Source organism: Atopobacter phocae ATCC BAA-285, assembly GCF_000526675.1.
Taxonomy (GTDB): Bacteria; Bacillota; Bacilli; order Lactobacillales; family Aerococcaceae; genus Atopobacter; species Atopobacter phocae.
The window spans coordinates 1-24,459 of the sequence record NZ_JAGN01000009.1 but is presented as its reverse complement, the minus strand read 5'-3'; the positions used below and the strand labels follow the sequence as shown (position 1 = coordinate 24,459).

Genomic DNA, 24,459 nt, shown 5'->3' with positions numbered 1-24,459 from the left:
CATTTTACTGAAAATATGAAACAATTACCAGTATTTTAAGGAAGGTTTAAAAATGATTCGCTAATTAATCGTATACGTTGAACTAAACTGCTTGATTCTGCGGTTTCTTCAACTTCATATAGAATAATTGCATCGAAAGATTCTTCATCCACTTGTCGTAAAATATTGTATAATTGTTGCTTATACGTTTTCACAGTTGCTCCCATATTATACAACCGTGCGTCAATTTGTCCAGAGTTTTCCAAGACGTTAAATAATTCCTCCGGTAGAGCGAGTGCGATTTGTCGATTTGAACATTTATGTAGTTGTTGGACGATATCTTCCGCTGTTCCTTTCAACCGATAAACTGGTGTATCCGGTTGATAGTGCGGTCGTTGACTTGCTGGCGCTTGGGCTTGATTGACTTCAATTGGCCCAATAACTGATTCAATGGCTTCACGTGTAATTTCGCCTACGCGTAAAATGACTGGTCGATCACTCGATAGGTCAATAATCGTTGATTCAATTCCTAACGCTGATTGTCCCCCATCTAAAATATAAGTTACTTGCTCCCCCAAATCATGCGCTACATGCGTCGCTAATGTAGGGCTTGGTCGACCACTCGTATTCGCACTAGGCCCGACAATCGGTTCGCCTACATATTCAATTAACCGCAGCGTATCCGACTGTTTCGGCATGCGTAAAGCGACCGTGTCTTGTCCTGCAGTCACTATATTAGGCACTCGATCCATCCGCCGTTTTAACACTAGCGTTAATGGTCCCGGCCAAAAAGCAGCCATCAATTGTTCTGTTTTTTCGTCGAGTGGATGAACATACGCTTGGGCCATTTCTTTAGAAGCGACCGTTAAATTCACAGGATTCGTGCGCGAGCGTCCTTTTGCTTCAAACACGCGTTCAATCGCATCTGTATTGGAGACGATGGCACCTAAGCCGTATACGGTCTCGGTAGGAAATGCTACTAATTCCCCTTGTTTTAATGCGCTGGCTGCTTGTTGTAACGTCGCATCCGTCACGTTTAAAATCATTGCCTGTTTCATCTCTCTCACCTCTTATTGCTCATCTGCTACTGATTGTTTCGGTTCAATTATAATGATGCGGTCATGTCCTTGTTCGTCTGGTACAATCGTCACATCCCAGTTTGGCAAATGTCCATGTGCTAATTGTTGAATAGCCGTTCCTTGTCGATACCCACATTCTAACAAAATGGTAGGTGTAACATGGGCTGCCTTTACTTGTCGAAATAACGTTTCGTATAAAGCAAGTCCCTCTTGCTGAGCATATAATGCCAATTGAGGTTCGTAACGTTTGACTGACTCGTCCATTACCGTTTGTTCACTGAAGGCAATATACGGCGGATTAGACACAATGATATCCAACGCCTGTACTTCATCTACTGATAATGCTTCTAATAATGAACCTTGCCGCATCGTTACTTCTAATTGGTGGTCCGTCGCATTCATCTGAGCGACTGCCAACGCATCCGATGACACATCTGTTAACACGACATCCAACGTAGGATACAACCGTTTCAATGTTAGGCCGATAATTCCACTTCCCGTTCCGATATCAGCCATTCGAAGCGCCTTGTCAGGTGCACGTTCAATGAATTGACGCGCTTGATCCACTAATCCTTCTGTTTCCGGTCGTGGAATTAGTACCCGCTGATCGACGTGCCAAAAACGGTCGTAAAAATACGCCCGTTCGACAATGTATTGGAGTGGTTCATACGCATTTAACCGACGAACGAGTTTTTTCAGTTGCTCCCATTCAGTCGCTGGCATCTCCTCGTCCACATGTTGCACGTAATCGGTTAAGGACCATTGATGCGTTAAGAACAGTTGATAGCGATAAAGGGCTGTTGGGTCATCGGTCACAACTTGCGGATCAAGTTGTTCTCGCACATATTGCTCGCCTTGACGATAAGTTGGTTGCACTGTTTTAGCCATTTTTATTCATATCTTCTAACTTCGCTGTTTGATCCGCTAAAATTAACGCATCGACGATTTCATCTAAGTTACCATTTAAAATTTGATCTAATTTTTGTAACGTTAAGTTGATGCGGTGATCAGTGACACGACTTTGTGGATAGTTGTATGTCCGAATCCGTTCCGAACGATCCCCCGTTCCAACAGCCGACTTCCGTTCTTGATCATAAGCTGATTGACTTTCTTGTAGACGCGCATCATACACTCGCGCACGTAGAACTTTCATCGCTTTTTCACGGTTTTTCAACTGTGACCGTTCATCTTGCATCGCCACCACAATTCCTGTTGGTAAATGCGTTAAACGAACAGCAGATGCCGTCTTATTAACGTGCTGTCCACCCGCTCCTGATGCGTGGTAAATATCCACACGAATGTCGTTTTCGTCAATATCAATTTCAACTTCTTCCGCTTCTGGCATAACTACAACGGTCGCTGTTGATGTGTGTACACGCCCTTGACTTTCTGTTGCTGGGACACGTTGTACACGATGCGCTCCTGATTCATATTTTAATTTAGAGTAAACTTTATCCCCAGTAATCATTAAAATAATTTCTTTGTAACCACCGATTCCTGTGATGTTCGCATCTAAAACTTCAACCTTCCAACCTTGCTTCTCTGCATAGCGTTGGTACATATTATATAAATCACCCGCAAATAATTGGGCTTCATCGCCACCCGCTGCACCACGAATTTCCATAATCGTATTTTTTGAATCGTTAGGATCTTCTGGCAACAGTAATAACTTAATTTCTTCTTGAAGGGTTTCACGTTCTGCTTTAAGTTCACTCAACTCTTCCTTCGCCATGTCAATCATGTCTGGATCGTTTGAATCACTTAAGATTTCTTCTGCCTCTTCTATTTCAGTAACAACCGTTTGATAACGTTTAAACTTTTCAACTTTCGGACGTAAATTGGCCTCTTCTTTAGATAACGCCATGAAACGCTTCGTATCTGTAATAACGGATGGATCACTCATTAATTCGTTTAACTCATTATGTCGTATAATAAATGTATCTAGTTGATCGTACATAACTACTCCTTTCAATCGTTTGGTTTTATTTAAGTCTATTATAAACTAATTATTACTTATAGTTCCACTTGTCCCGCGTGATTTAATGGGGGATTATTGTAATGTTTGCGGCAAACTGGCCAATAACTTTCATTCCCACCGATTTGAATTTGTTCCCCTGTGTACACTGGACGACCATCACTTAAACGTAAGTTCATTGTCGCTTTTTTGTGACAGAACCAACAGATAGTCTTCATTTCTTCAATCTTATCCGCTTGCAATAGCAATTCACGGCTTCCTTCAAATAATTTGTTTTGGAAGTCATTTTTCAATCCATAAGCCATCACGGGGATGTCTAATTCATCCACAATTTGCATTAATTGATGCACGTGCGCTTGTGATAAAAATTGAGCTTCATCGAGCAATACACAATAAATTGGACCGGGTAGATTTTTCACGATTTCAAAAATATTTGTATCATCTTCAATGACATGCGCATCACGTCGCAAGCCAATACGACTCGAAATTTCACCGACTTTTGTCCGTGTATCGATGGCACTCGTCATTAACACCACTTTCTTATTTTGTTCTTCGTAGTTATGAGCAACCTTCAAAATATCAATGGATTTCCCACTGTTCATTGCTCCGTACTTAAAGTATAACTGCGCCATAATAATTCCTCCTCTTGATAAAGTCATCTTACTCATTTTATGTGTACGGACAGAAACATTCAACTAATATTTTCATTAATCGTTTTTCACTATTTTATAAAACTTCTTATAAAGTGTTCACTTGACTCTCTCTTTGCCCTCCATTTATGATATGATAACTAATCATATACTTCTATTCAGACGATTCGTCGCTATGAATAAAGTGCATCATTCGATTGACAAGGAGGAACACTCTTGACTATTAGACAGCAACTTGCGATTTCAATCGCACGACTCAGCCAACGTGTGCTGAAACGATTAACCAACGGCGGATCGAGCTTTCCTGGACAACTTGCTCAGAAAATTGACCCTACCGTTTTTCAAGCCATTACTGCCGATTATGACGTTGTGATGATTACGGGAACTAATGGGAAAACATTAACGACCGCTTTAACCGTTGAAGCATTGCGTGACCAATACGACCACATTTTAACGAATCCAACGGGAGCGAACATGCTACAAGGGATTGTCAGTACGTTTTTAGCAGATCGCGCTCCAAAAGGCGCACGTAAAATTGCCGTATTGGAAATTGATGAAGCCACATTAAACAAAGTTACCGCCGTCATTAAACCAAAAGCTATTGTCTTTACTAACTTATTCCGTGATCAAATGGATCGTTACGGTGAAATATATTCCGTTTACCAAATGATGTTAGATGGGGCTAAAAATGCACCGGTTGCAACGATTATCGCGAATGGCGACTCGCCTATTTTTAATGCGAATCGTTTAGACAATCCGTATCAATTTTTTGGGTTTAATCACTTGCCACCTCAAGAAGATGTAGCGCTTGATCCAAATACTGACGGTGTGCTCTGTCCGATTTGCCATCATTTATTACATTACTATTTAAATACATATAGCAACTTAGGCGATTACTATTGTCGTACAGGTGACTTCAAACGTCCTGCACTAGATTATGCCGTTACATCAGTTGACACGTTAACGATTAATCAATCTGACTTTGCGATTGATGGCCATACTTTCCAATTAAATATTGGTGGTATGTACAATATTTATAATGCTTTAGCGGCTTATTCTTTAGCACGTTTCCTAGGTGCTTCGCCTGAATCAATTAAAGCCGGATTTAACCGAGCTAAACGCATTTTTGGTCGTCAAGAAGCCATTCATATCGATGACAAAAACGTGCTAATTAATTTAACGAAAAATCCTGTCGGTGTGAATCAAGTAATTGACCTATTAACTAACGAACCTGATCCATATACACTAGTTTGTCTGTTGAACAATAACTATGCTGACGGGCAAGATGTGAGTTGGATTTGGGACGGTCATTATGAAATCTTCAAAGAAAAAGGTATTCAACGCGTCTTATATGGTGGTATGAAAGCAGACGAGATGAAGAAACGGTTACTCGTAGCCGGCTTTGATGAATCACAATTAGTTTATGTGTCAGACTTAACTCAATTACCTGCTGCGATTAGTGCGGTTGATACTAAACAAGTGCACGTGCTAGCAACCTATACTGCCATGTTAGATTTACGCAAGACGCTCATCCAACAAGGCTTCATTAAGGAGTGATACAATGAAACCCATTCGAATTGGCCATTTATATGGTAACTTATTGAACACATATGGGGATTACGGCAATGTGCTGATGCTAGCACATCTTTTAAAGAAACGCGGTATTCCTTATACGATTGATATTAACTCATTAGAAGAAGATTTCTCGAGTGATCAGTACGACTTCATCTTTTTTGGCGGAGGACAGGACTTCGAACAACAAGTGGTAGCGAACCATCTTGGCCACAAACGTGATGAGTTACAAAAATATATCGAAAACGACGGCGTCCTCTTAGCCATTTGCGGTGGCTACCAATTACTTGGTGAGTATTACACTACCCCAGCTGGCGATAAAATTAAAGGCGCTCAATTAATTAATTACTTTACCGAAAGCGCGAATCAAAGTCATCGTCTAGTGGGCGATGTGACGATTAAAGATCCTGTTACAGGAGAATCTTATATCGGTTATGAAAATCACGCCGGCCATACTTATTTAGGAGAAGGCGTTCAACCACTTGGCCATGTTGAAACAGGTTATGGAAACAACGGGACCGACCAAACCGAAGGAATGCGCTATAAAAATGTATTTGGCTCATATTTCCACGGACCGATGCTTGTTCGCAATGAAGCTCTTGCTGAACATATCATTGATTTAATTCTCGAAAAACGTCAACAGGACGAATCATCTTCCACACAAACAAATGATTAATTTTTACGACAGTTCCTTTACTCATGAGTAAAGCAGCTGTCTTTTTTGATACAAAAAAGGACTATCGGAATAGTCCGACAGTCCTTGGGGTGTTTAAGTTAGTTATTTACAACGTTCATCAATTGACAAATCTATGTGATTATTTTTCTTCGCGTTTGAATCCTGGAATGACCAATCCTAATCCAGCAAGCATTGCGACCAATGCGGTTGTTAACGAAACTTCTTCACCTGTTTGAGGAAGCGTCGCTTGTTTTTGAGTGGTGCTTGCTTTTGGCTGTTCTGCTTGCATATGACCTTTAGCTTCTGGAGCTTTTGGTTTGTTTTCTTTTTTGTTCATATTGCGATTATTAGGTTTACTGTCATCCGATTTTTTCGGTGCAAGTTCAGGCATTTTTGGTGTTTCTTCTTTTGTTTCTGATTTTGGTGCTGGTTGTAATTTTAATCCTGGGATCACTTCTGGCTGTTTTTCTTTCTTCGGCGCTAGTTGTAATTTCATTCCTGGAATGACTTCTGGTTGTTTTTCTTTTTTCGGCGCTGGTTGTAATTTCATTCCTGGAATAACTTCTGGCTGTTTTTCTTTTTTCGGCGCTGGTTGTAATTTCATTCCTGGAATAACTTCTGGCTGTTTTTCTTTTTTCGGTGCTGGTTGTATTTTTAATCCTGGAATGACTTCTGGTTGTTTTTCTTTCTTCGGCGCTGGTTGTAATTTTAATCCTGGAATAACTTCTGGCTGTTTTTCTTTCTTCGGCGCTGGTTGTAATTTTAATCCTGGAATGACTTTTGGATTTTGATTTTGAGGCATTTCTCCCATTTCTTGTTCAGAAGGGAGAAGTGCTCTTAGTTTTTTAGTATCTTCTTGAATTACTTTTAATAAAGCAATATCATAATTTGCTACTGTTGGGCACTATGTTTCCCTAAATATCCCTTAAGTTCTTTTTGTACAATTCTAAGTTTCAATTCTAACACTTTACTTTTTGCGAATTTTAGAGCATTTCCTTTTCCAAGTATACTAGAAGAATCCGTTACCTTTCCCTTCAAATCTTTCATGTTTTCTGTATATATACCAAAATTAATTCTTATATGAGGATAAAGTCTTTTAAATTCTTTTTCAACATCGTCTAATAACTTTGTAATTTCTTCGTTAATTTTCTTTGGGTTTTCATTACCATTTACATCTAAATTAGCTTCTTTAGCTTTCTGTTTTATGTTATTTAATTTCTGTTGATCCTCTTCAGAAAGAATTTCCTCTTCTTCAGGCTCTTCATAATCCTCATTCACTGTTGAATTTTTTTGCTCAATATCTTCCGATTCCATTTCATTTTGTTCTACTATCGTATTATTTTTCTCTTGGTCTTCATTGGCTGCTTTTTTGTTATCCTGTTCTGCAGTGTCTTTTAGTCGATCTACTTTTTCTAGTGTATTCACTTCAGGATTTAAAGTAGTTGTCATTTCAACATCATCTGCATGCACAGTTCCACTAATTGGTCCAAATAGCGTAAAACCAATTAAGCACGAAGCTACGCCAACACTTAATTTTTTTATCGTGTATTTCGGTTGTTTATGTGTATTCATGTTCATTATTCTATCCTCCACGTAATAATTCTAAAATAATTTAATCTTTATCTTTTTTAGTTTTTTTAGCTAATTAAATATATGCTTTAGAATAATAGATGTCAATATTTTTTTAGTATAAAAACATAAATAAAGATAAAATGTAATAAAGTTGTTACAAACTCATTTATCTTTCATTTATCTTTTCTTTTTTTATCATATTCTTCTTATTTAACGAGTATATTTCAAGCTTTTTATTAATCAAAACAAACAATAAATTTAATTATGAAAAATTTTTCTTCAAGTTTCTATAAAAATTTAATGTCTATTTCTTTTGTTTTTTGTAATTTTATTTTACTAATTTTATTAAAATAAAATTCGTAAACATTTAATGACTACTCATACTACTTATTTTTATCTATAAAAAAAATAAGGAACTCATCAATTGAGTTCCTTATCGATATTAAGCACTTGTTTTATTTGAATCAATTATTGGTCTTTACGTTTGAATCCTGGAATAGCTAATCCTAAACCTGTAAGAACAGCCATCGCTGCAGTGCCAAATGATACTACTTCACCTGTTTGTGGTAATGAAGCTTTATTTTCTTTCTTCATTTCTGGTTTAGCTTCTTTGTTTTCTTTTGATTCTTTAGTATGTTTGTCTAAAGGCATATTTGGTTTGTTTTCTTGTTTACCATCCACTTTAGGTGTTTCATGTTTTTCTTTTTCCATATCAGCTTTTGGTGCTTCTGGTTTCATTCCATCTTGTTTTTTATCTTCAGTTTTTGGTGCTGGTTGTAATTTCAATCCTGGAATGACTTCTTTTTGTTGTTCTTTCTTAGGCGCTGGTTGTAATTTTAATCCTGGAATGACTTCTTTTTGTTGTTCTTTTTTAGGTGCTGGTTGTAATTTTAATCCAGGGATTACTTCTTTTGGTTGTTCTTTTTTAGGCGCTGGTTGTAATTTTAATCCAGGGATTACTTCTTTTTGTTGCTCTTTCTTAGGCGCTGGTTGTTTCTTGTCAGGTGTTTTACCTTCAGGTTGTTTCACATCTGGTTTCACCTTTGGTTGATTAGCTGCGTTAATTTTTTGAATAGCATATAATCCCTCTGCCTTTGCATGTTCAACATTCTCATCCGTATCAGCATCTTCAATTTCTTTATTCGCTTTTTCTGCAGCTTTATTAACTAATTCAATCGCTTGATCAATTTGATCTGCGGTTACATTTGTTTGTTTTTTTATTTCTCCTATACGGATATTTTGTTGATTTTTAATTGATTCTTTTGCATCCGGTTTTGAGAATGGTGCACCTTCATAATGTGTAACATCATTTACTACTTCATTTTTTAGTTTAATAATCTCTTTTTCATCCGATTCTTTTTGTATCTTTTCAATATTTGATGTTGCATAATCATTTAAAATTTTATTGATATTTGTTCTTTCTTCTTTTGTATATCTTTTATCTTCACTAATTGCTTTTAATTTTTCTTGCAATGCATTATTAATTACTCTTGCTGCTTCTTCTTTTTCTTTATTCAAATCTTCTTTTTTAGGCTCAGAAATTTCTTTTGAGGATTCAATTAATTTTTCTAATTCATTCGTTAATTTTAAAAGTTCTTTTAAATTTTCATTAGTAGCTTTAGCTTCCAAATTTTTTGCGATTTTAAAAACTAAATCATTAATCTCTCTTTTATTAGTATGAGTGCCCACTTTATCCAAAATATCAACTGCTTTTTGTGAGATATCATTAATTTCCTTTGCTTTTATATCCGCTAAATTATGTTCAATGTTTTCTCTAAATCTTAAATTTTCGTTTAAAACTTCTACATTTTTACTTACTACCGTTTTATGCTTTTGTATAAAATCTTTGTAGTTATCATTTTTAATAGTATTTAGAGCATCAGAAGCACTCTTCAAAACATTTACTTTATCTTTTGCTTCTAATAAGTTTTTGTTTAATTCTTGTTTCGATTTTTCTAATATAAATTCTTTATTATCAATTTTATTCAAATAATTATCTAAATCTTCGCTAATAACATCTAACCGATATTTTGCTACGATACTTTTTATTTTCCAAATCATGTTCATAGGATCTTTGTCTTTTATTGCGCTAGTTGCTTCTGAAAGCAAGGCTTTTAATTCAGAATCGTACATCGGATTATTAGACGTACTGTTTTCATAATTCTTTTGAAAGTTTTGAATGGAATTTTCGTTAATATATTTGCCTAAGACATTTACTGCGGGTGATTTTTCATCTGCATTTAAATCAATTTTATTTATTTCGATATTATTTTGTTCGTCTGCATATCTTTCTGATTCATCTAATTGTTTGTCTTGTTTGTACTCTATATTGTTTCCATCCAAATCAAACATTTTAGTTTCTGTAACTGATTCTAAAGAATGTGCTTTATCTGTTAGAACTGTTTCTTCCTCCGCATGCACTGTTCCACTAATTGGTTCGAAGAATGCGAAACCGATTAAGCATGAAGCAACGCCGATACTTAATTTCTTGATTGTATATTTAGGCTGTTTTTGAATGTTATTCATGAGTTTTTCCTCCGTAAAATTATTTATATATGGGAGTAGTAGCTAACCCATATTTTCTAGTTAAATATATGCTTCCAATAGCTTAGTGTCAATAAATTTTCAGTATAAAATGTAATTTAAATCGTTTTGTCATATAGTTGTCATAAATTCATTTTTTTCTCATTTTCACCAATTTTTTTATTCTTTTTCGCTTATTTTTATCCTTTTTTTGTTTTTTATTATGTTTTAAATGTTTTTTTAATATAAAACAAGACATACAACGTACCCTTGAATAGGAACTGTATGTCTTGTGATGAAATGAATATTTATTTTTTAGTTATTTTCCATTTTTATTCGTACTTTTAACTAAAAAATTACATTTAGTGATTATTCAAAGGGGTTTTTATTAAACATAATCACTTTTAGTTCATATTTGATTATTTTTTATATTCGATGCGGAACTTGCCTAATTGTTTCGTAAAGAAATCCACAGTATGATCTTCTTCACCGAATGATAATGAGCGATGGTCATTTTCTTTTATTATTTGATCGACTTTTTTCTCTTTTTCTACTGGAAGAATTACTTTAACTGCAATGGCTGGGTGAACTTCATGTCCTTCTTTATTAACCAATTGAATATCGTACACACCTGTTGATTCATCACGCGTAACTTTGATTGCTTCAATATCTGCACGTTCAGTAGCTTGTAAGACTACTTTCACTCCTGTTGTTTTATCTTCTAATTCTTTTTCTTCTGACAACATCCCTGATGTATGCTCTTCTGTTTTAGGTGCATGTGGCATTGGTACATTTTTTTCTTCATCTTTCGGAGCATCTGGTGTTGATTCGTTTTCTAAATCCGATTTATTTAATTGATTTGATCCATCTGCATACTCTACATAGAACTTACCTAATTGTTTCGTAAAGAAATCTACTGTCTGATCGTCTTCACCAAATGATAGCGACTTATCTTGACCTTCTAATAAGTTGACAACTTTAACTGCTTTTTTACCTGCTTCAACAGGAAGTACAACTTTTACTGCTATCGCTGGATTAACGCTATGTCCATTTTTATCAATTAATTGAATATCATACACGCCATTTGTAGTACCTTTAGTCACTTGGACTTGTTCGATATTAACTTTTTCAGTTGCTTGTAAGACAACTTGTACACCTGTTTTTTTATCAGTTAATACTTTTTCTTCTGATAACATATTCATATAATAATAACTATTTGTATGACTTGACTCTGCAGATATTTCTGACATATCTGCGTGCACCATGTGGCTTATTGGACTAAATAATGTCATTCCAATAAGACAAGATACAACATGCACTCCTATTTTTTTTAAGCTGTACTTTGGTTGTGTGCCTGTTTGTTTTTTCATATTAATTTCTCCTTCAAATCAAATACAAGTAAAAAAATTATTCTTTACACGTTCAATATATATTTTAAGGCAAATGCTGTCAATATTTTTTATGTAAATTTTAACAAATAAAGTATTTTTTAATAAATGTGCCATTGTTTTATTAACAATCGCTTTCATACCTTTTAATCGTTATATATGTTCGTTTATACTGTTAATACGATTAAAAACAGTGTAAATATAATTAGAAAGTGCTTTATTTACATATATTCAATTATTATGACTTTATGAAATTTACTTTCTTATTTTTTAATTTTTGTTTAATCAGTTATTTTGTTGTAATTATAACCAAAATTTTCTCGACAATAATTTATTAAACAACTCGGAATGAATAAACGAGGTTGTTCCTCTTATTTTTTATTCATTTTTTCACTTAGTCTTAATGTATCCACATAAAAAACGTTCACTTGAAAATACAAATGAACGTTTTTTGAATTAATAATTAAATTTTAGTTGATGAACAATTTCTATAGGTTATCTTCTTCATAAGCATTAGAATATTTCTTATACCATTCAAAGATAGAAACGATTAACACTTTACCAACTGCATAACCTGGGATACCTAATAATAGTCCGGCGAAGCCGAACACTTTTCCAGCAGCTAATAAGATAAATAGAATGGTTAACGGATGAATCTTCAAGCTACTACCTAATACGAGCGGTGAAATGATTCGTCCTTCAAGTGTTTGTTCAATCATGAAAACTACTAATACTTTCACTAACATAATCGGTGACGTCACCAATGCGATAACGATTGCTGGCACCATTCCGATGAAACTTCCTAAATATGGCACGATATTCATAATTCCAGCAAAGATAGCAATTACAATACCGTATTTTAAATCGATAATTAAATAACCTATCGCAAACATCACGGCTACAAAGAACGCAACGGTTAATTGACCACGAATGTATTGACTAATTTGCATGTTCATATCTTTTAAGACACGTGCTATCGGTTGACGCACTCTCGTTGGAAACACTTTGACCGTTTTTGGAACAATTCGATCTTGATCTCTTAAAAGATAAAATAGGACAATCGGCATCGTAATAATGCCAATCACTGTTTCGGTCACCACGCCAACAATATTTCCAATCGAGTTAACCGTTACATTTAAAATACCATTTAAGCGTTGACTTAAATTCGCTGTTAATTTTTCATTCATTTGATTCAATTGAGGTTGAATCGATAATAACCAATCGTTTTTCAATACGTTATTAATTTCGTTTACAAAAGAATCGTAATAATTCGGCCAACTGTTAATGAAGTCGGTAATTTGCGTTTTTAACATAGGGATTAAGTAAGAAAACATCGTAATAAATACTAAGGCGATAATCGCAAAAACAATCCAAATAGCGTATAGGTCTTTCACATTTTTGCGTAATAGTAATTGGTAGAGCGGATTGACGATGTAAAAAACGACGCCCGCCATAATAACAGGTAGTGCGATAATACTAAAGAAACTACCAATAGGTGAAAAAATGCCACTAATACGTTGGAGCAATAAGATATTAATCATTATTAATAAAATAACTAATAGGACGGCGACCATTTTATTATTCAAAAACCAGTACCAGAACATGGATTTCGTCCGTTGTTTCTTTAATTGTTTGTCTTCCATTTCTGTCATCACTTCTTTTCTTTATTATTTCGGTTAATTTAGGAAATTCTGATTGAATTCCCCGATGGATATACGCTAGATTGTACGCTAATTCATGGTTCATTGCTACTATTTCGTTCAAAAAAACGAAAAATATAATGACCCGATTGAATAGGTGTTCCATTGTATTTCTTTCGTTAACTGGTGTACACTAATTAAAAGACACTCATTGCGAGATAAAGGAGAATGTTTATGGAACGCATTTTATTTGGGACATACACTCGAGAATCTAGTCAAGGTATTTATGAAGCGGTATTGAACCCTGCAACGAATCAGATCGAAGCCATACAAGTCGCTTGTCCTTTAACCAATCCCACTTACTTAGCGGCTGTGCCTGGTACGCCTTGGATTGTTTCTGTGGGATTGATTCATGGCGAAGGTGGAGTTGCTGTGCTCGCTCCTTCTGCGGATCAAACCGGTTATACGATAGTTGATCAGCTCGGCTACACCCCTAACGTCCCAGCTTATGTTTCGGTCGACGCGACCCGTCGTCTCATATTTACGACGAACTATCACGACGGCATTTTAAGTATGTTGCAACTGAGTGAAGCAGGACAGTTAACTTTAATCGATGAAGTCCACCACACCGGACATGGCCCGCATCCCAATCAAGAAAGTGCGCATGTTCATTATGCGCAAATGGATCCAGTCGGTAAATTTCTATGCGTCTGTGATTTAGGGACAGATCAAGTTACTACGTATCGCATTGACGGGCAACAACTGGAACGTGCGCAAACATATAACGCCTTACCAGGTAGTGGGCCACGTCATTTAGTCTTTCATCCGGTTGAATCGGTTGCTTATTTAATGAATGAATTGACAGCAACCATTGACGTGTTGCGTTATGATGCTGAAACTGGAACATTTACGCAAGTAGATTCAGTCACTACTCTACCTGATGATTGGACTGACTTTAATAGTTCGGCAGCCATTCGCCTATCCAAAAACGGGCAACATTTGTATTGCTCTAATCGTGGGCAAGATGCCATTGTGTCGTATGAAATTTCTCTAGATGGATTAAATTTAACTCCACTTGAGACCGTTTCAACACGCGGCCATTTTCCACGTGATTTTAATTTAAATCGGACAGATGATTACTTAATTTGCGGTCATCAACATGGATTCGTCACCTTATTCCAACGCGATCAACAAACGGGGCATTTAAGGTTCATTGAATCTAATATACCCATCCCTGAGAATGTATGCGTCTTACCACTCATGGACTAACTTTTTTGGGCCATTCTTTAAAAGCATCGACCTGCTTTAATATGCATGTCGATGCTTTTTTCTATTCTTTTGCTAAACTCGTTACGTGACCAATGACCTGACTGGCTTGGACGACTTGATTTGTCTCAATTGTTAAGTCAACCACTTGCTTCATGTTCGTTATGATGACAATGACGTCTGTTGCTTTATCCGCTGCGTGTAATGCGCTTAAATCGACGGTTGATAAGAGTGTTTCCGGAGTGACTGTATCCCCTTCTGAAACTGCACTTGCAAAAGGGCCTCCTTCTAACTCCACCGTATCAATACCAATATGGATTAAAATTTCTAAACCACTTGGTGTTTCGATACCGATTGCATGTTTAGTTGGAAAAACATTCGTTACCGTTCCATGAACAGGCGAATACACGTGACCATCAATTGGTTGTACCGCATAGCCATCGCCCATCATTTTTTCTGAAAAGACTGGATCATTTACATCGGTAATGGCAATCAACTGGCCGTTAGCGACAGCGTATAAAGTATCTTCTGTATGAACACGAGGGGGGTCATTCTTTTTCTTAAATAGATTAAACATTTTATCGGCTCCTTTACTACTTATCGTTCTTGCTTATATTCTAACATATTTCATTCAACTGTTATTGGTGTTTTAATTAGATTACAGCTTTGTCTTCTATTCTTAATAAACATATTAAGAAATCATCAATTTATAGACCGTTCATCTATTTTTAGCTATACTGATACAGTATTTATATATTGAATAGAAATAGAAAGGTGATTTAATGCAATTAATCGAATGGTTAAAAATTATTTTAATTGGACTGATTGAAGGAATCACAGAATGGTTGCCGGTCAGTTCAACGGGTCATATGATTTTATTTAATGAATTAGTGAAATTGCCTATGACTCCTGATTTTGAAGAAATGTTCTTAGTGGTGATTCAATTGGGTGCTATATTAGCTGTCATGCTCGTATTTTACCAAAAGTTGAATCCTTTTAATTCAACTAAGAGTGCTATCGAAAAGAAACAAACATGGCAGATGTGGGGTAAAATCATTATTGGCTGTCTTCCTGCAGCGGTTCTTGGCTTGCTTTTGGATGACTGGATGGATCGTTATTTGTTTAATTATGTGGTCGTAGCAATTATGTTAATTGTATATGGTATTTTCTTCCTAATCATTGAACAAAAACATCAAATAACCAATGAACGCATTCAAGCACTCGAAGACTTAGATTATAAAACAGCTTTTCTGATTGGGTGTTTCCAATCCCTTGCTTTAATCCCCGGAACGAGTCGCAGTGGTGCGACTATTTTAGGCGGATTATTACTTGGTACAAGCCGCTTTGTAGCAACGGAGTTTTCTTTCTTCTTGAGCGTGCCCGTTATGTTTGGAGCTAGTTTGCTAAAAGTTCGGAAATTCGGGTTTCATTTTACGGGCACAGAACTTGGCATGTTAGGTGTTGGCTCCCTTGTCGCCTTTATCGTGTCATTAATTGCTGTCAACTTCTTACTCACTTATATTAAGCGAAATGACTTCAAAGCCTTTGCTTGGTATCGCATTGTACTTGGCATTATTGTCTTAGTTTCATTTCAATTTTTATAATATTCTCCTTTAAAAAAACCACTCCCATGTTCATACGTTGGAGTGGTTTTTTGTTTTTTAGTCGTTATTCTAACTCAGTTGTCATAACTAGCCAATAATTTAGACATTCAAGTATTCCCAGTGTAATGCACCCTAAAAGCCATGAAAAGTGTTCTAATAGATTTTCGATTTGAATAAATAATTGATGGAATGGAAAATATGATTTAATCATAAAATCCCATCCAATGTATAAGATGCTCATTACCACAAATCCAGTAATTATTCCTTTTATTCCCCAACGATAATAGATATGCCCTACGACATTCACCAATAACAAGAATCTAACGTTTTCGACGAATTGACTAAATGATGCGTCATATTTCACATGATCATAAAGCATGATATTAACACTGCTTAAAAATGTACTATTGATATAATCAAACAATATAGGGAGTAAATAAAGGATAAATGCATATAATAGTATAATGATTTGTATTTGAATGAAATAAGATAAACGTTTATGACTAAAGCGAATCAATGTATCATACATATAACTAGCAAATCCTCCAGGTAACACTATAAAAGTGAAGACTACTACCGAATATAGCGCTATTAACATCACTCTAATATAGTCTTGTACGTTTATCGATTGCATATATTCAATGGCTAATTCTTTTTGATTGAAATAAGTAGCAATTCCTAAAATTAAGGCAATCAACATGCAGATTCCACACATTTTACTTATGAAAAGAACTGTTCTTTTTAAATAAATGTTTGATAATTGAAATGTTTTATACATATAAATCCTCTCTTTCTACCATCCGATTGAATAACTGTTGTAAAGATAGACGAGTAATCGTTGCCCCATTTTCTTCCATTGTTTGTAATTCTTCATCTGTATAAGAAGTAAAAACATCATAGGATGGTTTGCCCATGAAATGGCTTTGACTGAGAATACGTCCCTCGACTTGTTCTAAGCCGGTAATACGTAGTGCTTTACTTTGAATGTTTTCAATTGGTGCGTTCATTTTTATTTGTCCATCAATTAACATCAAGACGTGAGTTAAATAGTTCTCTACTTCATCGATTAAATGGGTTGAAATAATGAATAGACGCGGATGTTTTTCGTAGTCTTCCATTAGCTCTTTAAAGAATCGCTCACGATTGACTGAATCTAATCCTGCTGTTGGCTCATCAAAGATGGTCACTGCTGATCGACTCGCTAATCCGATAATATTTTCTACCACTGTTTTATTTCCTTTTGATAATTTCGTGTATTTTAAATGTGGTTGTAAATTAAATTGATTAAGTAAGTATTCTGCGTATGGTCGATCAAAGTCATCATAAACAATTTCCATGCTAGTAAAGAGCTCAGCAATTTTTCGATTCAATAAATCATTTTTAGTGCTTAACCCATTGCCTACTAAACAATAAGTCGTATGTAAGTTAGTGAATCCCTTTACCGATTCATTATTTATCAAAATATCTCCTGTTTTTATCGGAATTTGATTACAAATCATTTTTAATAACGTTGTTTTTCCGGCACCGTTTCGACCCAGTAACCCATAAATACCTACTTCATCTGACAAATAAGTCGTAATATTTTTTAACACTTGCTTCTTTCCATATTTCTTTTCAATATTTTTAATTATTAACATCTAATTCACTCCTTATCCGTTTTAATAGTTCATCATGATTGAATTGTAGTCGTTTCACTTCTTTAATAAATTGTGGTAATGTTTTTTGAATAAATGTTTCACGTCGTTTAGTTCGGATGCGTTCTTCTGCGTCAGGTAAAACAAACATGCCGATACCACGTTTTTTGTAAAGAATACCTTCGTCTACTAGTGCAGATAGTCCTTTTCCTGCTGTTGCAGGATTCACTTTCAACATTTTAGAAAATTCGTTTGTTGATGGAACTTGCTCGTCAGGTTTTAAATAACCATTCAATATATCGTTCTCAATTTGTTCGGCAATTTGCAAATATACAGGCAAATTCGACATAGGCTCACCTCTTTCTAGAGATATTTTTAGTTTGAAAAATTTTATTAATTGAAGTTCATTTACAACACTCCTTATCAGTTACTATGAATTGTATCAAACATTTTTTCATCTTCATGCGTTATTTAGTTTAGTGGTTAGTTAGTTAACTAACTAACCTATGAACATATTAAATCATATTTTTTATTTTGTCAATAATATAAATAAAAAAACTTCATCTTTTCCGATGAAGTTTTTTATATTCAATTAGCAATCAAATGCGTCAGATAGATTATGCGGTGTATCACTGTTTAATAGCGCAAATAGTTTAATTCGCGCTTTCACGCCACTCATTCCCTGCGTGAAAATCACACCAGCTTGTTTAAGTCGTTTTCCACCACCTTCGTAATCATATACATCTTCTGTAATCCCATTAAATGCACGAGACACCATTACTACCGCAACGCCTTGTTCAATTAGGCGCATCACAGCAGGAGCCACTTGCAATGGTACATTTCCAGCGCCAAGTCCTTCAATGACTAGCCCGGAAAAGCCTAACGCACCAACAGCGTCAATTAAATCTGGCGTCATGCCCGCATACATTTTAAGGAGTGCGACGCGTTGATCTAATGCATGTAACGTGAAGTGATCTCGGTGTAACATTTTTTGAAAATACAACACTTGGTTTTTAGATAATAAACCAATGGGTCCAAAAGTAGGCGTTTGAAAGGTCGCTAAATTAGTCGTATGTGTTTTGGTCACGTATTTCGCTGCATGAATTTCTTCATTCATAACAACGAGAACCCCTTTGTGTCGAGAAGCATCATCACGCGCTACAATAATCGCGCTTCTTAAATTGGACAGTCCATCTGATCCCATTTCATTAATTGAACGCATAGCTCCTGTAACGACAACCGGAATCGAAACATCTAACGTTAAATCTAGAAAATAAGCCGTTTCTTCTAAAGTGTCTGTGCCATGTGTAATCACGATACCGTCAAACGATGTCGCCCGTTTTTGAATGAATCGACTCAGTTCATCCATTTCTTTTTCTGTGACATGTGGCGACGGAATATTCATCATATTTTCCACCGTTAAATCCGCAAAATGACTAAACACATGTGCTTCACGGGATAACGGATTATCGCTAACGGGAGAGACTTTTCCTGTTGTTAAGTCGGCATTCATAGCAATGGTGCCACCTGTATTAATGATTAATATTTTTTTCATTGATTATTCGCTTCTTTCTTTGATGTCTTTAATCCCACGACTTGCATTGTTCGAATCGCTAATAAGAGACCTGATATGATATAGCCGATTGCAATTAACAGAACGTGATCTTCCCATCCAACGATTTGGGAAACGACGACCGCTCCAGCTGCTCCCATGACGAACAACATTAAACTCGCTATATAAAAGCACAACAGCGGTACATTCGTCCGTTTTTCTAGTATCCATTGTCCAATTAAAATTCCCACATCCGTTAAGTACCCGGTCATATGCGTTGTACGAACCAATTTATTATAGACTTGCAAGCTATAACCATTTTGTCCCCCCATCAAAAAGGCAAAATACATAATAAAAGCTAACTGGGATTCGCCACGCGCTAACCCAATAAATCCGATTCCGATTAAAACGAGAATACTACTCAATCGTTTAGACAAGTGTCGTCGATCACGTGTCAATCGACCAAATATAATTTCAGAACTAATTGCTCCACTGACATAAGATAAAACGATGCCCAATAGTTGTATAATCGTCCATAAGTCATCACCTGTTCCTATCGTTATTCCTAAGTTCGTTAAATTTCCCGAATGGTGTGAAACGGTTCTAGAAAATGTAAGTAGTGCTAAACTATTTATATACCCCGCCCATGCTGTCAACAATAATATCCAAATCATGTTTGTATCCTTCCCCATTTTTCTATGATTGTTTAATTCATTTGCGATACTTTACTCATCGATGGTCAATCTTTACAAACAGACACTACTTTTTTCAGCTTCCATTTGTTCATTTTGACATAATGAAAAGGAGATGCAGATGCTCTCCTTTTTGTCTTTCTATTATAGCTTATTTTTCTCAGAATAACACGGTCAATTCATAACGATACTTTTCTCATAAGAAATTATTGTTCTTCCAAGTAGTGTCCTTTCTTTTTTAACTGTTTCCATGCTTTTTTTGAACCACGCAATAAATCTTTTTCCAATTTATATTGATCGTAATTGGTCACAAATAATAAGTCTAAATTGTAGCCTGCTGGATAAAGTTCTTTAGCGGTTAACAATAATTGAAGGCGTTTAAGTGGCACTTCATGCATCTGTTGATCAATAAAAACATGAGCCATTCGTTGCATCGAATTCACTTCGTAAATAATGCCTTCTTTTTTTAGATCATTAGCCCAAACTTTGTCTCCTTTTTGATACGCGATGTGCTCTTTTTCGGGTTCTTTTTTCTGTTTATGTTCAAACGGATGTACTTCAAGAGGGTATTGATTATTTAAAACAAACGATTGTGCTTCCTCAATCACTTGTGGTAATACTCCCATCTTCTCTGCTAACCAAAAAGCATAGCTTTCGCCCGATTGACCAATCAGTAAGCGATAAGTTGGTTGAAGTGTTGTTAAGTTAAAATCCATCGCTGCCGTTTCGAAATCAGCATGTAAACGGGCATATTCTTTTAACTCTCCGTAATGTGTTGAGGCGAATACAATTGCTCCGCTTTGATAAAGTGCATTAATTATAGCAACGGCTAACCCAGCACCTTGCCTTGGATCTGTTCCACTTCCTATTTCATCCAAAACGATTAAAGTATGACGAGTACTTTGTCTTAAAATAGTCGACATTTGTTTTAAGTGACCCGAAAAAGTACTGAGCGAATTCTCTAAACTTTGTTGATCGCCAATGCTTGCAAACACATGATCCATTACAGCGATATGACTTGCTTCATCACATGGGATAAATAATCCATACATAGTCATCACCGTCAATAACGCCACTGTTTTTAAGACGACTGTTTTTCCACCTGCATTAGCCCCTGTAATCATTAAGACGCGATAGTCTTGTCCCATTTCAAGCGAAAGAGGAACCGCCTGTTGACCGAGTAATGGATGTTTCGCTTGTACGAGCTTAATGTATTCATTTTTATTGACAGAAACACGTCGTCCGTCAATTTCACGTGCATATTTTGCACGAGCAAAAATCACATCAAACTCCACTATAATTTCAATCATTTGATGCAAGCGTTCCAATTCCATTCCTATCTCACCAGTTAATAAGGATAAAATATAAAATTCTTCGGTACTTTCTATTTCTTTAAGCATCACTCGTTCTTCCGTCAATGCTTGTATGACGTCTGGTTCAATATAAACTGTTAATCCCTTACTCGATTCTTCTATTATTTGACCGGGAACTTTATTTTTATAAGAATGTTTAATCGGTACGGTATAACGTTCTTGCTTTTGAACGACGATTCGCTCTTGAATATACTCCTTGTAACGACTATCTTTTAAAAACTTTTTCAATTTTTGATTAATTTCATCTTCCACTCGATCTAACCGTTGTCTCGTTTTCTTTAACTCTTTACTCGCTTCATCACGAATTTGATTGTTTATGACTTTTTCGTCAATATCTCGTTCAATTGCACTAAAATCGCCCAAACTAGTTGCGTACGTTGCTAAGCGTGGCACTAACCATTCATGTTTCATCAAAAATTGCTTAATCAATCGAATACTTCTTAAAAAATCAGCGTATGCGATCAGTTCACTTGGACTTAATACGAATCCTTTTTCGACTTTTTCTGTCAAACGTTCAATATCTGTTAACCCCATGAACGGCATCACTAAATGACGATTTAATAATGTAAGAGCTTCTCCTGTTTCATCTAAACGTTTTTCAACTACATTTAAGTGTGGTGAGGGTTGTCTCGATTCGATTTCTTTTTTAGCATATCCCGATATTGCATATTGCTTCACGTTCGATCGAATTTGTTCAAAATCAATCGTTTGGTATAACTCATTTGTCATATAATTCTCCTTGCCCTTTTCTCCCACCTGAACATGAAAAAATCACTCCACGAAGGAAGTGATTTTGTCAAAATAATCCGTGGTGATTCTTCTTTGTAATTCGCTTTAATTGATAGTGATATGTGCCAAGCGTCAATACCGTCCACACGAATAAATTAATCGTTACACCGATTACATCGATTGGATAGCCGTGTACAACTTCTAATAGTTGTCCCATTGGAAAGAGATAGCTCACCCATTTAAACACTGCTGGATACTGAGAAACTGCTCCAATAGCTCCACCAAATAATACGACACATGACGAGAAAAAATTGGACCAAAAGTAAATATTAGAGTATCCCCAAGATAAAAAACATCCGCACAGCCCCATGATAAGCCCACTTATAATACAAATTGGAGCTAACCATAAAATAAAGCTAAAATGTACTAAATTTAACAGATAAAATATACTGCCATTAATTAGGACTAATACGTACGAGCTGATGAAACAGACGAAGAATCGCGTTCCCCAGTAATACATAGAATACGGATAATCTACTGCAATCAGTTGAGCAATTCCTCGACTAATATCCCCGACAAATAAACTAGTTATCATATTTAATGACATCGTCGCACCCGATAAAATAATCGAAGCCGTCATAATGTGTTGTGTGTTCTCACCGATATAATCTTGAGCAATTAAAACGTATAATAGGGCTTGGAAAATGGGTAATATCAAAAAATATAACACAAACGTTTTAAGCTGATTAAAATAAGGGAGTGATTTAATTATTACGCTCATGATAGCCCCCCAAACTGTCCGGTTTGTTTGGCTACCTCAATAATTCTTCTTGTAACAAAGAAACTAATTGTTAACATCATTAAATTACTTATCACGTAGCGTAGAAAAGAATTAAATGAAAAACTTTCTTGTTGTAATAGCCACTGTATAGGCAAGGAAATTGGAATGATCCACTCCAATACATCAACTATTCGCATCATAAATGCTGGTAAGGTAAACAAACCTGAAAAAATAAGTAACGGTAATTCAATTATTGTCTCATAAATGATCGCATCTTTCGTCAAAATAAATAACGATGCAATGCACAAATCAAGAATTGTTGCTCCTATCCATAATAACAAAATAAATATCAATTGATATGCTGTCAAGATCATATTTGTCACACCAAGCATCAGACAGACCCCATATGCAATCGGAAAACTTAACAAGCCAAACGTTGCTGCTGGTACAACTAACGCTACTAAAGAGACATAATCACTTAAAGGATTATTAATTAAATAAAGTAATGTACCTTGCCATTTTTGCATACCGACTATCCCGGCAGCCGTCGTCCCGGATGCCCATAAGCCAAAAATTCCTGCTCGTATCCATGCGACTTCTGTGATGCTTTCGTGATAAACGGATGCAGCCAAGTATTGAAATAACACTAAAGACACAGTAGCTAGTAGTACATTCATAATGAAGTAACTATTTCTACTATATTGTCTGAGATGAAATCCTATTAATGCACTCATTCGAATCATCGGCTATCTCCTTTTCAATTGCTCAGCAAGGGCTAAATAGGACTCTTCTAATGTTGCCGGTCGATCAATTGCTTTGACACCTGAAAGCTGGATAATAGATTCCACCGTTCCTTCATGGTAAATCTTACCTGCACCGATTAATAAAATACGATCGGATAAAAATTCTATTTCTGACATCATATGACTGGTTAACAAAATCGCAATTTGCTCACGCTCAGCTAATGCTTTCACTAACTCTCTAATATGACGTGCCATCTCAACATCTAAACCATTAGTTGGCTCATCTAGTAAAATAATTTTAGGGCGATTTAACAAAGCGCGTGCAATATGAAGACGTTGACGCATTCCTCTTGAAAATTCATTAACACGCTTATTTTTGACATTTGCTAATTCCACTAAGTCTAACACGCGATCTACTTCCTCATGAAGTTGTTTCCGTGGAATCTTTTTCAGATTAGCGAAGAAAACTAAATTATCTTTTGCGGTTGCATTACCATAAAAACCTAGTTCTCCACCAAATACCACACCCATAGGAAATTGTTGACGATTTTTAGGGGTTAATGCCACATCATCAATCATTATTTCTCCACTAGTGGGTTGTAAATAGCCCGCAATCATCTGTACAATCGTTGTTTTACCCGCACCATTTGGCCCGAGTAAGGCAAGTACTTTGCCTGATTTTAATTGAAAAGATACATCATCAACTGCGACAAAACGATCCTGTTGATTGACAAACTCTTTTCTTAACTTTTTAATTTGAATAGTTATCATTTTTCCACCTTTATAATTTGTAGTGTATCCTTAACGACTTGGTAGAACCTCAACTATTCCGAACATAACGCATCCCATCCTCTATTTCTTATTGTAATAGTTTACTTTTTTACTATACGTTCATTAGTCAAGTCCATAATCTTGTGTAAAATACTATACAATGTTCTATACTCTCTTACTGGTTAAACTTGATATACTTTCTTGTAGAACTGAGCCATTCGTCATGTGTGTCCATCAGGACAGCGCCAATTAACCGATTG

24 protein-coding genes are annotated in these 24,459 nt (G+C 35.7%); 4 read left to right on the top strand and 20 right to left on the bottom strand.

Annotated features, from left to right (window positions below; translation table 11 throughout):
* Window positions 1-35 precede the first annotated feature (35 nt).
* Genes L866_RS0102760 through L866_RS0102745 form a run of 4 tightly spaced genes read right to left on the bottom strand, consistent with a single transcriptional unit; the run spans window position 36 to window position 3,665 of the window.
* Window positions 36-1,037, bottom strand: coding sequence for an L-threonylcarbamoyladenylate synthase (locus L866_RS0102760; RefSeq protein ID WP_051452846.1), 1,002 nt, complete (start codon window positions 1,035-1,037; stop codon window positions 36-38).
* 12 nt (window positions 1,038-1,049) lie between these two features.
* Complete coding sequence (gene prmC, locus L866_RS0102755; protein ID WP_025728937.1) at window positions 1,050-1,946, bottom strand: peptide chain release factor N(5)-glutamine methyltransferase; 897 nt, start codon at window positions 1,944-1,946, stop codon at window positions 1,050-1,052.
* Window positions 1,939-3,015: a peptide chain release factor 1 gene (gene prfA, locus L866_RS0102750; protein ID WP_025728935.1), complete on the bottom strand. Its 1,077-nt coding sequence runs from the start codon at window positions 3,013-3,015 to the stop codon at window positions 1,939-1,941. The genes prmC and prfA overlap by 8 nt, the downstream gene beginning before the upstream one ends.
* A 56-nt stretch (window positions 3,016-3,071) precedes the next feature.
* Window positions 3,072-3,665: a thymidine kinase gene (locus L866_RS0102745; RefSeq protein ID WP_025728933.1), complete on the bottom strand. Its 594-nt coding sequence runs from the start codon at window positions 3,663-3,665 to the stop codon at window positions 3,072-3,074.
* 234 nt (window positions 3,666-3,899) lie between these two features.
* Between L866_RS0102745 and L866_RS0102740 the strand changes: the two genes are divergently transcribed.
* Both L866_RS0102740 and L866_RS0102735 read left to right on the top strand, forming a co-directional pair.
* Window positions 3,900-5,240, top strand: coding sequence for a Mur ligase family protein (locus L866_RS0102740; RefSeq protein WP_025728931.1), 1,341 nt, complete (start codon window positions 3,900-3,902; stop codon window positions 5,238-5,240).
* 4 nt (window positions 5,241-5,244) lie between these two features.
* Window positions 5,245-5,931 (top strand): type 1 glutamine amidotransferase, encoded by a 687-nt coding sequence (locus L866_RS0102735; RefSeq protein ID WP_025728929.1) that lies wholly within the window; start codon window positions 5,245-5,247, stop codon window positions 5,929-5,931.
* A gap of 139 nt (window positions 5,932-6,070) precedes the next feature.
* Here the strand turns inward: L866_RS0102735 and L866_RS0102730 are convergent, their stop codons facing one another.
* From L866_RS0102730 to L866_RS09550, 6 genes are all read right to left on the bottom strand, one after another.
* The gene (locus tag L866_RS0102730; protein WP_084030259.1) at window positions 6,071-6,742 is read right to left on the bottom strand and encodes an LPXTG cell wall anchor domain-containing protein; all 672 of its coding nucleotides are present in this window, start codon (window positions 6,740-6,742) and stop codon (window positions 6,071-6,073) included.
* 80 nt (window positions 6,743-6,822) lie between these two features.
* Window positions 6,823-7,509, bottom strand: coding sequence for a YSIRK-type signal peptide-containing protein (locus L866_RS0102725; protein ID WP_025728925.1), 687 nt, complete (start codon window positions 7,507-7,509; stop codon window positions 6,823-6,825).
* Between the two features lie 462 nt (window positions 7,510-7,971).
* Window positions 7,972-10,029 carry a DUF1542 domain-containing protein gene (locus L866_RS0102720; protein ID WP_025728923.1) on the bottom strand — a complete coding sequence of 686 codons (2,058 nt, stop codon included), beginning with the start codon at window positions 10,027-10,029 and terminating at the stop codon, window positions 7,972-7,974.
* A gap of 416 nt (window positions 10,030-10,445) precedes the next feature.
* Window positions 10,446-11,396 (bottom strand): hypothetical protein, encoded by a 951-nt coding sequence (locus L866_RS0102710; RefSeq protein ID WP_025728922.1) that lies wholly within the window; start codon window positions 11,394-11,396, stop codon window positions 10,446-10,448.
* 506 nt (window positions 11,397-11,902) lie between these two features.
* Window positions 11,903-13,066, bottom strand: coding sequence for an AI-2E family transporter (locus tag L866_RS08445; RefSeq protein WP_245578426.1), 1,164 nt, complete (start codon window positions 13,064-13,066; stop codon window positions 11,903-11,905).
* The gene (locus L866_RS09550; protein WP_169729066.1) at window positions 12,993-13,178 is read right to left on the bottom strand and encodes a hypothetical protein; all 186 of its coding nucleotides are present in this window, start codon (window positions 13,176-13,178) and stop codon (window positions 12,993-12,995) included. Before L866_RS09550 ends, L866_RS08445 begins: the two co-directional genes overlap by 74 nt.
* 110 nt (window positions 13,179-13,288) lie before the next feature.
* On the opposite strand from L866_RS09550, the gene L866_RS0102700 reads away from it, so the two are divergent.
* Window positions 13,289-14,323: a lactonase family protein gene (locus tag L866_RS0102700; protein ID WP_051452845.1), complete on the top strand. Its 1,035-nt coding sequence runs from the start codon at window positions 13,289-13,291 to the stop codon at window positions 14,321-14,323.
* A gap of 61 nt (window positions 14,324-14,384) precedes the next feature.
* On the opposite strand, the gene L866_RS09790 is transcribed toward L866_RS0102700, so the two are convergent.
* The gene (locus tag L866_RS09790) at window positions 14,385-14,897 is read right to left on the bottom strand and encodes a PTS sugar transporter subunit IIA (RefSeq protein WP_025728918.1); all 513 of its coding nucleotides are present in this window, start codon (window positions 14,895-14,897) and stop codon (window positions 14,385-14,387) included.
* Window positions 14,898-15,102: 205 nt separating this feature from the next.
* Here L866_RS09790 and L866_RS0102690 point away from each other — a divergent pair, with 205 nt between their 5' ends.
* Window positions 15,103-15,924 carry an undecaprenyl-diphosphate phosphatase gene (locus L866_RS0102690; RefSeq protein ID WP_025728916.1) on the top strand — a complete coding sequence of 274 codons (822 nt, stop codon included), beginning with the start codon at window positions 15,103-15,105 and terminating at the stop codon, window positions 15,922-15,924.
* Window positions 15,925-15,988: 64 nt separating this feature from the next.
* Here L866_RS0102690 and L866_RS0102685 read toward each other — a convergent pair whose 3' ends face one another.
* The 9 genes from L866_RS0102685 to L866_RS0102645 form a co-directional block, all read right to left on the bottom strand.
* Window positions 15,989-16,702, bottom strand: coding sequence for a hypothetical protein (locus tag L866_RS0102685; protein ID WP_025728914.1), 714 nt, complete (start codon window positions 16,700-16,702; stop codon window positions 15,989-15,991).
* Window positions 16,695-17,561 carry an ATP-binding cassette domain-containing protein gene (locus L866_RS0102680; RefSeq protein ID WP_025728912.1) on the bottom strand — a complete coding sequence of 289 codons (867 nt, stop codon included), beginning with the start codon at window positions 17,559-17,561 and terminating at the stop codon, window positions 16,695-16,697. Before L866_RS0102680 ends, L866_RS0102685 begins: the two co-directional genes overlap by 8 nt.
* Window positions 17,548-17,907, bottom strand: coding sequence for a GntR family transcriptional regulator (locus tag L866_RS0102675; protein ID WP_025728910.1), 360 nt, complete (start codon window positions 17,905-17,907; stop codon window positions 17,548-17,550). The genes L866_RS0102680 and L866_RS0102675 overlap by 14 nt, the downstream gene beginning before the upstream one ends.
* A 243-nt stretch (window positions 17,908-18,150) precedes the next feature.
* Window positions 18,151-19,113 carry an asparaginase gene (locus tag L866_RS0102670; RefSeq protein WP_025728908.1) on the bottom strand — a complete coding sequence of 321 codons (963 nt, stop codon included), beginning with the start codon at window positions 19,111-19,113 and terminating at the stop codon, window positions 18,151-18,153.
* Complete coding sequence (locus L866_RS0102665; protein WP_025728906.1) at window positions 19,110-19,784, bottom strand: YoaK family protein; 675 nt, start codon at window positions 19,782-19,784, stop codon at window positions 19,110-19,112. Before L866_RS0102665 ends, L866_RS0102670 begins: the two co-directional genes overlap by 4 nt.
* A gap of 224 nt (window positions 19,785-20,008) precedes the next feature.
* Window positions 20,009-21,904, bottom strand: coding sequence for an endonuclease MutS2 (locus L866_RS0102660; protein ID WP_025728905.1), 1,896 nt, complete (start codon window positions 21,902-21,904; stop codon window positions 20,009-20,011).
* Window positions 21,905-21,971: 67 nt separating this feature from the next.
* A complete protein-coding gene (locus L866_RS0102655) occupies window positions 21,972-22,685 on the bottom strand; it encodes a hypothetical protein (RefSeq protein ID WP_025728903.1) in 714 nt (237 codons plus the stop codon).
* Complete coding sequence (locus L866_RS0102650; RefSeq protein ID WP_025728901.1) at window positions 22,682-23,428, bottom strand: hypothetical protein; 747 nt, start codon at window positions 23,426-23,428, stop codon at window positions 22,682-22,684. Before L866_RS0102650 ends, L866_RS0102655 begins: the two co-directional genes overlap by 4 nt.
* A gap of 3 nt (window positions 23,429-23,431) precedes the next feature.
* Window positions 23,432-24,199 carry an ABC transporter ATP-binding protein gene (locus L866_RS0102645; protein ID WP_211236677.1) on the bottom strand — a complete coding sequence of 256 codons (768 nt, stop codon included), beginning with the start codon at window positions 24,197-24,199 and terminating at the stop codon, window positions 23,432-23,434.
* Window positions 24,200-24,459 lie beyond the last annotated feature (260 nt).

Excerpts from the sequence above, each read along its gene's own strand:
- L866_RS09790 (WP_025728918.1), bottom strand. The coding sequence starts at position 14,897 with ATGTTTAATCTATTTAAGAAAAAGAATGACCCCCCTCGTGTTCATACA.
- L866_RS08445 (WP_245578426.1), bottom strand. The coding sequence starts at position 13,066 with ATGACAGAAATGGAAGACAAACAATTAAAGAAACAACGGACGAAATCC.
- L866_RS0102685 (WP_025728914.1), bottom strand. The coding sequence starts at position 16,702 with ATGTATAAAACATTTCAATTATCAAACATTTATTTAAAAAGAACAGTT.
- L866_RS0102700 (WP_051452845.1), top strand. The coding sequence starts at position 13,289 with ATGGAACGCATTTTATTTGGGACATACACTCGAGAATCTAGTCAAGGT.
- L866_RS0102650 (WP_025728901.1), bottom strand. The coding sequence starts at position 23,428 with ATGATTCGAATGAGTGCATTAATAGGATTTCATCTCAGACAATATAGT.
- L866_RS0102645 (WP_211236677.1), bottom strand. The coding sequence starts at position 24,199 with ATGATAACTATTCAAATTAAAAAGTTAAGAAAAGAGTTTGTCAATCAA.
- L866_RS0102660 (WP_025728905.1), bottom strand. The coding sequence starts at position 21,904 with ATGACAAATGAGTTATACCAAACGATTGATTTTGAACAAATTCGATCG.
- L866_RS0102735 (WP_025728929.1), top strand. The coding sequence starts at position 5,245 with ATGAAACCCATTCGAATTGGCCATTTATATGGTAACTTATTGAACACA.
- L866_RS0102665 (WP_025728906.1), bottom strand. The coding sequence starts at position 19,784 with ATGATTTGGATATTATTGTTGACAGCATGGGCGGGGTATATAAATAGT.
- L866_RS0102670 (WP_025728908.1), bottom strand. The coding sequence starts at position 19,113 with ATGAAAAAAATATTAATCATTAATACAGGTGGCACCATTGCTATGAAT.
- L866_RS0102725 (WP_025728925.1), bottom strand. The coding sequence starts at position 7,509 with ATGAACATGAATACACATAAACAACCGAAATACACGATAAAAAAATTA.
- L866_RS0102720 (WP_025728923.1), bottom strand. The coding sequence starts at position 10,029 with ATGAATAACATTCAAAAACAGCCTAAATATACAATCAAGAAATTAAGT.
- L866_RS0102730 (WP_084030259.1), bottom strand. The coding sequence starts at position 6,742 with ATGGGAGAAATGCCTCAAAATCAAAATCCAAAAGTCATTCCAGGATTA.
- L866_RS0102680 (WP_025728912.1), bottom strand. The coding sequence starts at position 17,561 with ATGTTAATAATTAAAAATATTGAAAAGAAATATGGAAAGAAGCAAGTG.
- prfA (WP_025728935.1), bottom strand. The coding sequence starts at position 3,015 with ATGTACGATCAACTAGATACATTTATTATACGACATAATGAGTTAAAC.
- L866_RS0102745 (WP_025728933.1), bottom strand. The coding sequence starts at position 3,665 with ATGGCGCAGTTATACTTTAAGTACGGAGCAATGAACAGTGGGAAATCC.
- L866_RS0102710 (WP_025728922.1), bottom strand. The coding sequence starts at position 11,396 with ATGAAAAAACAAACAGGCACACAACCAAAGTACAGCTTAAAAAAAATA.
- L866_RS0102675 (WP_025728910.1), bottom strand. The coding sequence starts at position 17,907 with ATGTCGAATTTGCCTGTATATTTGCAAATTGCCGAACAAATTGAGAAC.
- prmC (WP_025728937.1), bottom strand. The coding sequence starts at position 1,946 with ATGGCTAAAACAGTGCAACCAACTTATCGTCAAGGCGAGCAATATGTG.
- L866_RS0102655 (WP_025728903.1), bottom strand. The coding sequence starts at position 22,685 with ATGAGCGTAATAATTAAATCACTCCCTTATTTTAATCAGCTTAAAACG.
- L866_RS0102760 (WP_051452846.1), bottom strand. The coding sequence starts at position 1,037 with ATGAAACAGGCAATGATTTTAAACGTGACGGATGCGACGTTACAACAA.
- L866_RS0102690 (WP_025728916.1), top strand. The coding sequence starts at position 15,103 with ATGCAATTAATCGAATGGTTAAAAATTATTTTAATTGGACTGATTGAA.